The organism is Cupriavidus sp. 05N40 (assembly GCF_056397305.1).
The window spans coordinates 20,838-28,846 of the sequence record NZ_JBFTND010000179.1 but is presented as its reverse complement, the minus strand read 5'-3'; the positions used below and the strand labels follow the sequence as shown (position 1 = coordinate 28,846).

Sequence of the window (8,009 nt, the reverse complement as noted above, 5' to 3'; positions counted from 1 at the left end):
GCTCTCCCCTGTGGATCTCGCTGCCAGCAAAATCGCGTGACTCGCCGATAACGATCGCGAAGACATTCGCGCACTCGTTGCAGTTGGACTGACGTCGGCAGATGAGATAGAGGAACGTGCAACAGGCGCCTTCGGCAGTTACGTAGGCGGAATCGAGATGCTACAGCGAAACACTCGCGATAGCGCGTGAAGAGGAACGCATCGCCGCTGCGGTGGCGGGTACGAGGGAACGTCCTGCGTTCTGACAGTTGCCGAGGCAGCGCGACGCCCCCGGCGTCCCACCTCTCCTGGCCTGCCGCCGCCCACGTGGGCCGCTAGTCACACCAGCCTCCGTATTTCCCCGGGATTGTGTTGACATTGTCTTCGCTGAATAATCGCGTCCTCAGCCACCGCCACGCACGATGCAGAAAGGGGTTGTTGTCTAGCGAATGAAAGGAGATCACATGTTTTGCTTCGAGTATGGAACCAGCAATGTCTATGCGCAGCTTGGCTTCGCCGACGCCGAAGAGATCCCGCTGAAGGCAAACATCGTGAAAGACATCACCGACCGCATTCAGGTCAGTGGGATGCGGTTGTCGGAGGCCGCCACCCTGCTCGAGACCTCGCAATCGGATCTTCTCCTGGCACTTTGCGRCAAGTTCCAGTCCTTCCGCGTGGCCGAACTGCACAAGTGGCTGGATAGGCTAAGCATCACCTTGCAATGATTTCCTCCGCAAGCCGCTGTCCGACCGCACCGGCGACAATCGCGCATCTAGTATCTGCATTGCCGCGGCGGACGACCTGGCTCCCCTCACTCCGGGACTTGCACCCTATGCAGGCAGTGCGGCAACGCTGTCGGCCTGCCGCCTGATCCTGTAAGCCGCGTTGCAATTGGGTAAGCGACTGGCCTTCCTCACCCTTGTGGACTTGGCCTCTGCTACGAACGCTTCCTGGCCGTCCTTGCAACCGACGCCATGGAGGCCCGTCCCGTGAAAAGGCAAGCCAGGAAGCTGCGTGTGCTGGCTGCCCTCTACTCCAAGAGGAACCGACCTGACGCCAGCCAACATTTGCACGGTTGTAGGTCAAGCTTGGCGATTAAGCGCGTTTTTAATTTTGGCGTGCGGCGTCACCCTCCTCTCCAGGCCAAGCGACGAATGAACTGCACTCTGGCCGCGCCAGGTACGTCGTGCGTCACTTAAGTAGATCCTCATACTGCGCTAAATCCGCGCCAACTTGTGGCGCAGTTTGAAGACCTGCGCCACAGCCCACATGTCCACTGCCCCGAGGAAGTTCGAACGTGGCCTCCCGGGAGCAGATGCGGAGCTTAGTCAGCATCGACCACATTTCATTGCCGCTATTGGCCTCGTCGCTTGCTGGCTCCATGGGTTGTGGGAGTTTGACGCTAGGCGATTAATTGCGTTTTGCTGCGAGGATAGGGCGGCTGAGGCGCCAGCCGACATGCCGACATGCTGGCTGCTGGCTGCTGGCTGCTGGCTGCTGGCTCGGGTCTTCAGAGGCGGTCGGTTGTGGCTGGTGTTACAGGAAGCCGTTAAAAAGCCCTGGCAGAGACCGCCCGGGCATTTTAGCGGCTTCAATTAGGCAACGCGCAGCCGGCATGACGGTGCCTCGTCCCGGATAAGCACCCTGCCCATAGCCCATTAGACGCCCTCCCGTTCCTTTAGGGCCGACTGGACGTCAACCATCGTCAATACTGCGCGTCAGAATCGATGCCGAAGCCCGATACCACCACCCACCTTGCTTCCTTTTTCACCCATGAATGTCGGTAGCGTGTAGCCGCCGTTGATTCGATTAAAGTCGACCTCCGCATAGACGTCCGTCCGCTTTGATAAGGCGTAGTCTGCGACCCCGTTCACCATAATCCGGCTGCCGTCGGCATTCTGCTGCCTGTCATAGTGCGCCGCGACAGACAGCGTGAGTGCAGAGGTTGCATCGATGGCGAAGCCGCCGGTGAAGACATCATTGCGCGTCGGGCTGACATCGAAGCGATTGTTGAGATAGCCGAAGGTCAGCTTGACGATGCCTGCCTGGTAGTTTCCGCCGAGACCCCAGACCTTGCGAGATTCCGGAGTGGTCAGTGCATTAGCCTGCTGCCAGAACGCGCCGACGTCGACGCGGCTGTCTGTGTATCCCACCGAGACACCATAGCTGGAACTACGCTTTGTCTGGCCCGGCACCTCCCCGAAGGTGTAGTGCGCACCTGCCGAGAATGCCCCCCACTGGCCAAAGTACTTGGCCATATTGTCTTGCCGTGGGCCCGTGTAGCCGTTGAGAATCGTAACGGCGTCCAGGTTCGGGTGCCCGTTCGGCTGGAAGCGGCTTGTCGCGTCGTACGCGGTGGTGAACTGGCGCCCAAAGGTGAGTCTGCCAAAGCCGACCTTGTTCAGCCCAACGAAGGCAGCGCGCCCGAACAGGCGAGGCTGCCCGTTCGTGGATTGTTCCCCGTAGCTGGCCGTCTTCGTGGCTTGCGACCCCATACCCGTTGTTGGATCAAACCCGCTTTCCAGATTGAACAGCGCAGACAAGCCACCCCCGAGCTCCTCAGTTCCGCGCATGCCCCAGCGTGAACCGTTGTAATAGCCGCTCGCAAGTTCGGCGAGATTCCCACCGCCAGCATTATTGTTGGAGTAGCGCACCATGGTATCCATGACGCCATACAACGTCACACTGGAAGTTGACTGGGCCTGCGCCTGTGCGGCAGTGGCGAACATCGTGAGGCAAAGGGCGATCTTTCGCTGCATTGAATCTGTTCTCCTCTTTTCTTGTGGATTTTCGAGCTCGCTGATTTGCCGCGACGTAGCCGCGAAACTCTGATATGGACATGTCGCATGAAAAACATGGGCGCAAGAAGCCGCTGCCTCGTATCGATGGAGGCAAAAACCGATACAGATGGATATTCCCAACGAAAAGTAGCCGTCTGGTTACCGGACTTGTCTCGGTACCAAAGCGATTGACATCGAAAGCTGCTCAGCAGCTTCAGATGGAGCCGCTGTAAAGCGGGAGATCTTCGGAGAGTTGAGAGCTGACCGCCCTCAATCGATGGTGATGTTCGCCTTGTGGACGACGCCTCGCCAAAGTTGAATCTGGTCCTTGATGTACGCCGCGAACTGCTCGGGCGTGTTGGACATCGGCTCAAGCCCTTCTTTGCGGAACAGTTCAAGCGTCTCGGGATTCTTCAAGGCGGCCACCACTTCTTTGTTGAGCCTGTCCACGATTGGCCGGGGCGTCCCGGCGACCGTCAGCAGTCCATACCACTGATCCGCGACGAATCCCTCAAAGCCTTTGGTCTCACTGATGGTCGGCACGTTGGGTAGCTGTGGCAATCGCTTCGCCGAAGCAACGGCGATGGGACGCAGACGGCCTGCCTTCAGGAAGGGGGAAAGAGGTGGATAGCCCGTCAGCGCTAGCGACGTCATGCCTGCGACCAAGTCACTCAGCGCCGGAGCGGTGCCCTTGTAAGGCACGTGCTGGATCTGCACATTCGCCCTCAGCTTGAAGTACTCGGTGGCAAGATGCGCAGCGCTGCCATTTCCCGCCGATGCATAATCGTAGCCATTGGGCTTGGCGCGAAGGGCTTGTATCAGACCATCCACGGTTTTCACGTCGAGCTTTTCGGGATTGACTGCCAGGACGTTGGGCACGCTCGCTACCAACGAGATAGGCGCGAAATCCTTCACCGGGTCGTAGGGCAAGCGCCGGTATAGGGTCGTATTGGCGCCAAATGTCCCGACTGCGCCCAGAATGAGCGTGTACCCGTCTGCCGGTTGCAGCTTCGCGTATTGGGTGCCGACAACACCCCCTGCCCCGGGCTTGTTTTCCACTACTACGGGCTGGCCGAGCGCGATGCTCAGCTGCTTGCCCATGACACGCGCAATGATATCGGTGCTACCACCGGGCGTGAATGGCACGACCAACGTGACGGGACGCGATGGATACTTGTCTGCGGCGTAAAGCACCCCAGGGACTACCGCGACACAACTGAGTGTCAACGCAAATGCAGCTTTCTTGAACATTGGATAAAGTCTCCTCGACTGATGCTCGAATTGATTGGCAAATGGGCGGCGGGCAATCGATCCTGCCCTACAAGGGCTCAGGAACGCGTGCCGCGAAACTCGATGTGCCGCTGCCGCTCAAGCAGTCGACGGGCCCGTTCGATGATAGGAAGGTCAATCATGCGTCCGTCCAGTTGGAACGATGCGCCGGGACATAGAGTAGCGAGCGCCAGACGGGCAATGCACGCTGCTTAGTGCGTTCAGCCATGCCTGTCATCGTGCCTGCTCCTCGATGGCCGTAGTGCGGTGTACGGTTGCGCCGATGGTCAGCAAGTTGTCGATATCCCGCTCGGCAACCCCGATGCTGCGCAGCAACTCAACGCTATGTTCTCCGATATGCGGCGCCGGCCAATTGAGAGTCGGTTCGTAGCTCGAGAAACGAATCGGATTTCGCAGATTGGTAATCGTCCCCTCGGTAGGATGTTCGACCTTCTGGAAGAAGCCCGTCTCGGCCAGGTGCGGGTCCTCCAGCACTGAGTCGAGCGTGTGCAATGGAGCTGCGGGAATGTCTGCTGCTTCTAAGATTTCAAGCCACTCTCTTGTGGTTCGTGCCGCAAATGCCTCGTTACGGATACGGAACATCTCCCCGATGTTCTCGAAGCGTGCCCGCTTTTCGGCAAAGCGCGCGTCAGTGCGCAGTTCGGGGCGTCCTATGGCCTCGAACATGGCGAAGACTTGTGCGTCGGTATTGGCCGTCACGCAGATATAGCCATCAGCAGTTGGAACTGGCCGGGAGTTGGGGTCAAGTAGTCGCGAGTCCCCGGTGTCGCCAAGGGGTGGGTCAAAAGTCTTCAAGAACAAGTGCTCGGCCAGCACAAATGCGGTCATGCACTCGAACATGGGAACTTCGATAGCCTGCGGCCCGCCGTGGCGCAGTCTCTGCACCACTGCCATCAGGATGCAGTTGGCGACCATCACACCGACGGTACGGTCGGCAATGACCATCGGCACGAAGCGAGGCTGTCCGTCGCCGCCGTTGTTGATGGCAGCCAGGCCGGAGGCTCCCTGAATAATAGAGTCGTAGGCCGGCTTGTCGCGATAGCGCCCCTGCTGGCCGAAGCCCACCACGCTGCAATAGATGAGGTCGGGCTTGATTCTGAACAGATCCTCAGCCGACAGCCCAAGGCGCGCGGCGGCAGCCGGCCTCATGTTATGCACAACCACATCCGCGGTGGCGATCAGCTTTTTGAGGGCGTCAAGAGCGCCCGGCTTTTTCAGGTCCAGCGCCAGGCTCTTCTTGTTGCGATTCAGGTGCAAGTATTTGGCGGCCATGCCTGGCGTCGGCGAGCCCCCTCCTATCCAGCGGGCGAGGTCGCCAGATGGATGCTCAACCTTGATGACTTCCGCGCCAAAGTCAGCGAGGAACTGGGTTGCATAGGGTCCGACCACGACTTGCGTCAGGTCGACGATGCGCAGGCCACCCAGAGGGGCAACACCTTCGCCTGCGGCGGCGGCTTCTTGCGGAGTGGACGCGTTCATGCCACCTCCTGCATGCCGGAGCCTTGCAGCGTCGTTTTCCCCGTTTCTGTCACGACTCGGAACGCAATTTCGCCGGGATTGTCACCGGTGCGGCTCTCGACCTGAAATGATTCACCCTCAAACAACGGCGCCGTGTTGCGCGTCGTGATGCCTGCCAGGCGCACTCCACCCCAGGCATGGTGGACGTGCTCGGCGGCGAAAAGCGCGGAGAGGCCTCCGTTGACGACCAAGCGAGGATAGCCTTCTACCTCCGTGGCGTACGGATAGTCATAGTGAATGCGATGGCCGTTGAAGCAGAGGGCGCTATAGCGGAAGAGCGTTACGGCGTCCGCCACAATGGTGATGGATCGATGTGTCGCTTCGAAAGGAGCTTTCGGCGATGCGTTGACCGGGCCACTGGCCTCACCCAGAGCGTTGTTTCGATAGACGATATCCTGCTCTTCGACTACCACATTACCAACTGCGTTGCTGACGGTGTGGCGCACCGTCACGAAGACCAACAGTCCGGAACTGCCTTGCTTGGGCGTGACGGAGGCGATGGCGGACGTCCGAGTGAGTTCGTCGCCGATCCGTATGGGAGCGAGGAACTGGATTCGCTTGCCCGCGAACATGCGCTTTGGCAGCGGTACTGGGGGCAGAAAATCGCCTGGCGCGGGATGGCCGTCCCGGCCCAGCTGAGACCGCGACACGACGCGCGGGAAAAGCACGCTGTACCACATCTGGGGAAATTCAACACCTTGCGCGAAGGAAGTGCTGCGAGGGGACTCAAGGGTGGCCATCAAGCGCTCGGCCAAGGGCACCGTAACGACGTCGGTTGCCGTCTCGCTGCGGCCGATCCAGGATTGCAGCGCGTCGAGGGATGCCGGCGTAATGCTGGAGGTCATGCTGTTGTCTCGCTTGGGTTTTCCATGCCGCCATGGTAGTTTCCCGGGACGTTTCCAAGAAATGGTAAATTTCAGATTAGGATTCCAAACTGGAATAGTCGTGTTGGCACCGGCGGTTCGGGGCCCCGCCTCAAGAACGCACCATGGGAAGAGACTCGCCACGGGCAGCCAGGGTGAGCGCTGTTCCTAGCAAGGAAGCATCATGAAACTGCAGCAAGTAAGGGCTTTCTGCGCCGTCGTGGACTACGATATGAACGTGTCACGGGCCGCCCGGGAACTTCATACGACCCAGTCAGCGGTCAGCAAGCAGATCGCACTGCTGGAGGAAAGCCTTGGGGCAGCGCTGCTAATCCGCTCCAAGAGCCGCATCTTCGGCCTTACTGACGTTGGAGAACGGACGCTGCAATGCATGCGCAGCATGTTGGCCGCAACGGAGGACATTGCCCACATCGTTGCGGATCACCGACGGGAGGCGAATGGCCGCCTGGCCATCGCCACCACGCATACCCATGCCCGCTATGTGCTGCAGGACATCGTGCCCTCGTTCTCCAAGCGCTACCCCAGCGTGGGGCTACATCTGGTACAGGCTTCCCCATCGGAAATTGCACACTTGGTGGCCACCGGCGAGGTGAACCTCGGGCTTTCCACCGCGCCTCAGTTCCTGCAACCGACGCTCGCAGCCATTCCTTGCTACGAACTCGCGCATGTTCTGATTGGGGAACGTGGCCATCCGGTGTTCGATGCCCAGCCGCTAACGCTTGAGGCCATCGCTCGTTATCCGCTGATTACCTACAGCGAGCAGCACGCCATTGGCCGACGCGTCCACGAAGCCTTCGAGGATGCCGACCTGATGCCCAAGATTGCTGTGCGCGGGGCCGATGTCGAGATTATGAAGAATTACGCCGCCTCTGGCGTGGGGCTGGCTATCATCCCGCTCGTTGCGTACTCCCGCTCACATGATCGCAAGCTGGATGCAAGCCCCGTAGACCACCTGTTTCCCACTAGCACCGTCTATGCGCTCGCCAGGCGAGGCGCCTACTGGCCACGCCATTTGTACGAGTTCGTCGGGAAATTGGCACCTGACCTCACGCCGGCGGCAATCGAGGAGGCCTTGCTCAATGCCGCGCAACCGAGCTGATGGATGGCGCCGGCACTCTCGCTAGCACCCTGCGCTTTTCGCACCCTGCTAGCGGATGATCGCGCGGACCTGGCGTCCTTTTCCGGCTCGCCCTTGTCGTCAAAGCATCTCTATGCGTGCGGCCCGGCGGGCTTCATCGAAGCCGTGCTAGACGCCGCGCGGGCCGCCGGATGAGCGGCGACATTGAACACACGAAACGAAGCGCCAGGATCCGGGGGAAGGCAGCCAGAAGGCGTCGGAAGTACTTCGATTCTTGCTACCTATTCTGTGGCGCTGCACCTGATTCTGATGGAAGTGCTTGGCATGGCTGCGGTGAATGGTGCGAATCGTCGCCCGCGAAGGAGGCGTCGGATCAGGTAGCGGTCGCGGCTCGTCCGGATGCATGGCCGTGAAAGCGACGCTGTTCGTGGTCATCCACGGCCACGAACAGCATTTCCCAGCCGGCGCCATCCACTCTGC

At 60.0% G+C, this 8,009-nt stretch carries 6 protein-coding genes; 2 read left to right on the top strand and 4 right to left on the bottom strand.

Features of this window, described 5'->3' with window-relative positions:
* Nucleotides 1-443 precede the first annotated feature (443 nt).
* A complete protein-coding gene (locus tag AC1DO7_RS31150; RefSeq protein WP_477116962.1) occupies nucleotides 444-704 on the top strand; it encodes an XRE family transcriptional regulator in 261 nt (86 codons plus the stop codon).
* A gap of 993 nt (nucleotides 705-1,697) precedes the next feature.
* Here AC1DO7_RS31150 and AC1DO7_RS31145 read toward each other — a convergent pair.
* From AC1DO7_RS31145 to AC1DO7_RS31130, 4 genes are all read right to left on the bottom strand, one after another.
* Complete coding sequence (locus tag AC1DO7_RS31145; protein ID WP_441623285.1) at nucleotides 1,698-2,738, bottom strand: porin; 1,041 nt, start codon at nucleotides 2,736-2,738, stop codon at nucleotides 1,698-1,700.
* 291 nt (nucleotides 2,739-3,029) lie between these two features.
* Nucleotides 3,030-4,010 (bottom strand): Bug family tripartite tricarboxylate transporter substrate binding protein, encoded by a 981-nt coding sequence (locus tag AC1DO7_RS31140; protein ID WP_441623287.1) that lies wholly within the window; start codon nucleotides 4,008-4,010, stop codon nucleotides 3,030-3,032.
* A gap of 252 nt (nucleotides 4,011-4,262) precedes the next feature.
* Complete coding sequence (locus tag AC1DO7_RS31135) at nucleotides 4,263-5,528, bottom strand: CaiB/BaiF CoA transferase family protein (protein ID WP_441623289.1); 1,266 nt, start codon at nucleotides 5,526-5,528, stop codon at nucleotides 4,263-4,265.
* On the bottom strand, nucleotides 5,525-6,412 hold the full coding sequence (locus AC1DO7_RS31130) for an HTD2 family dehydratase (protein WP_441623291.1): 888 nt from the start codon (nucleotides 6,410-6,412) through the stop codon (nucleotides 5,525-5,527). Before AC1DO7_RS31130 ends, AC1DO7_RS31135 begins: the two co-directional genes overlap by 4 nt.
* Before the next feature lie 202 nt (nucleotides 6,413-6,614).
* Here AC1DO7_RS31130 and AC1DO7_RS31125 point away from each other — a divergent pair, with 202 nt between their 5' ends.
* A complete protein-coding gene (locus AC1DO7_RS31125; protein WP_441623293.1) occupies nucleotides 6,615-7,550 on the top strand; it encodes a LysR substrate-binding domain-containing protein in 936 nt (311 codons plus the stop codon).
* Nucleotides 7,551-8,009 lie beyond the last annotated feature (459 nt).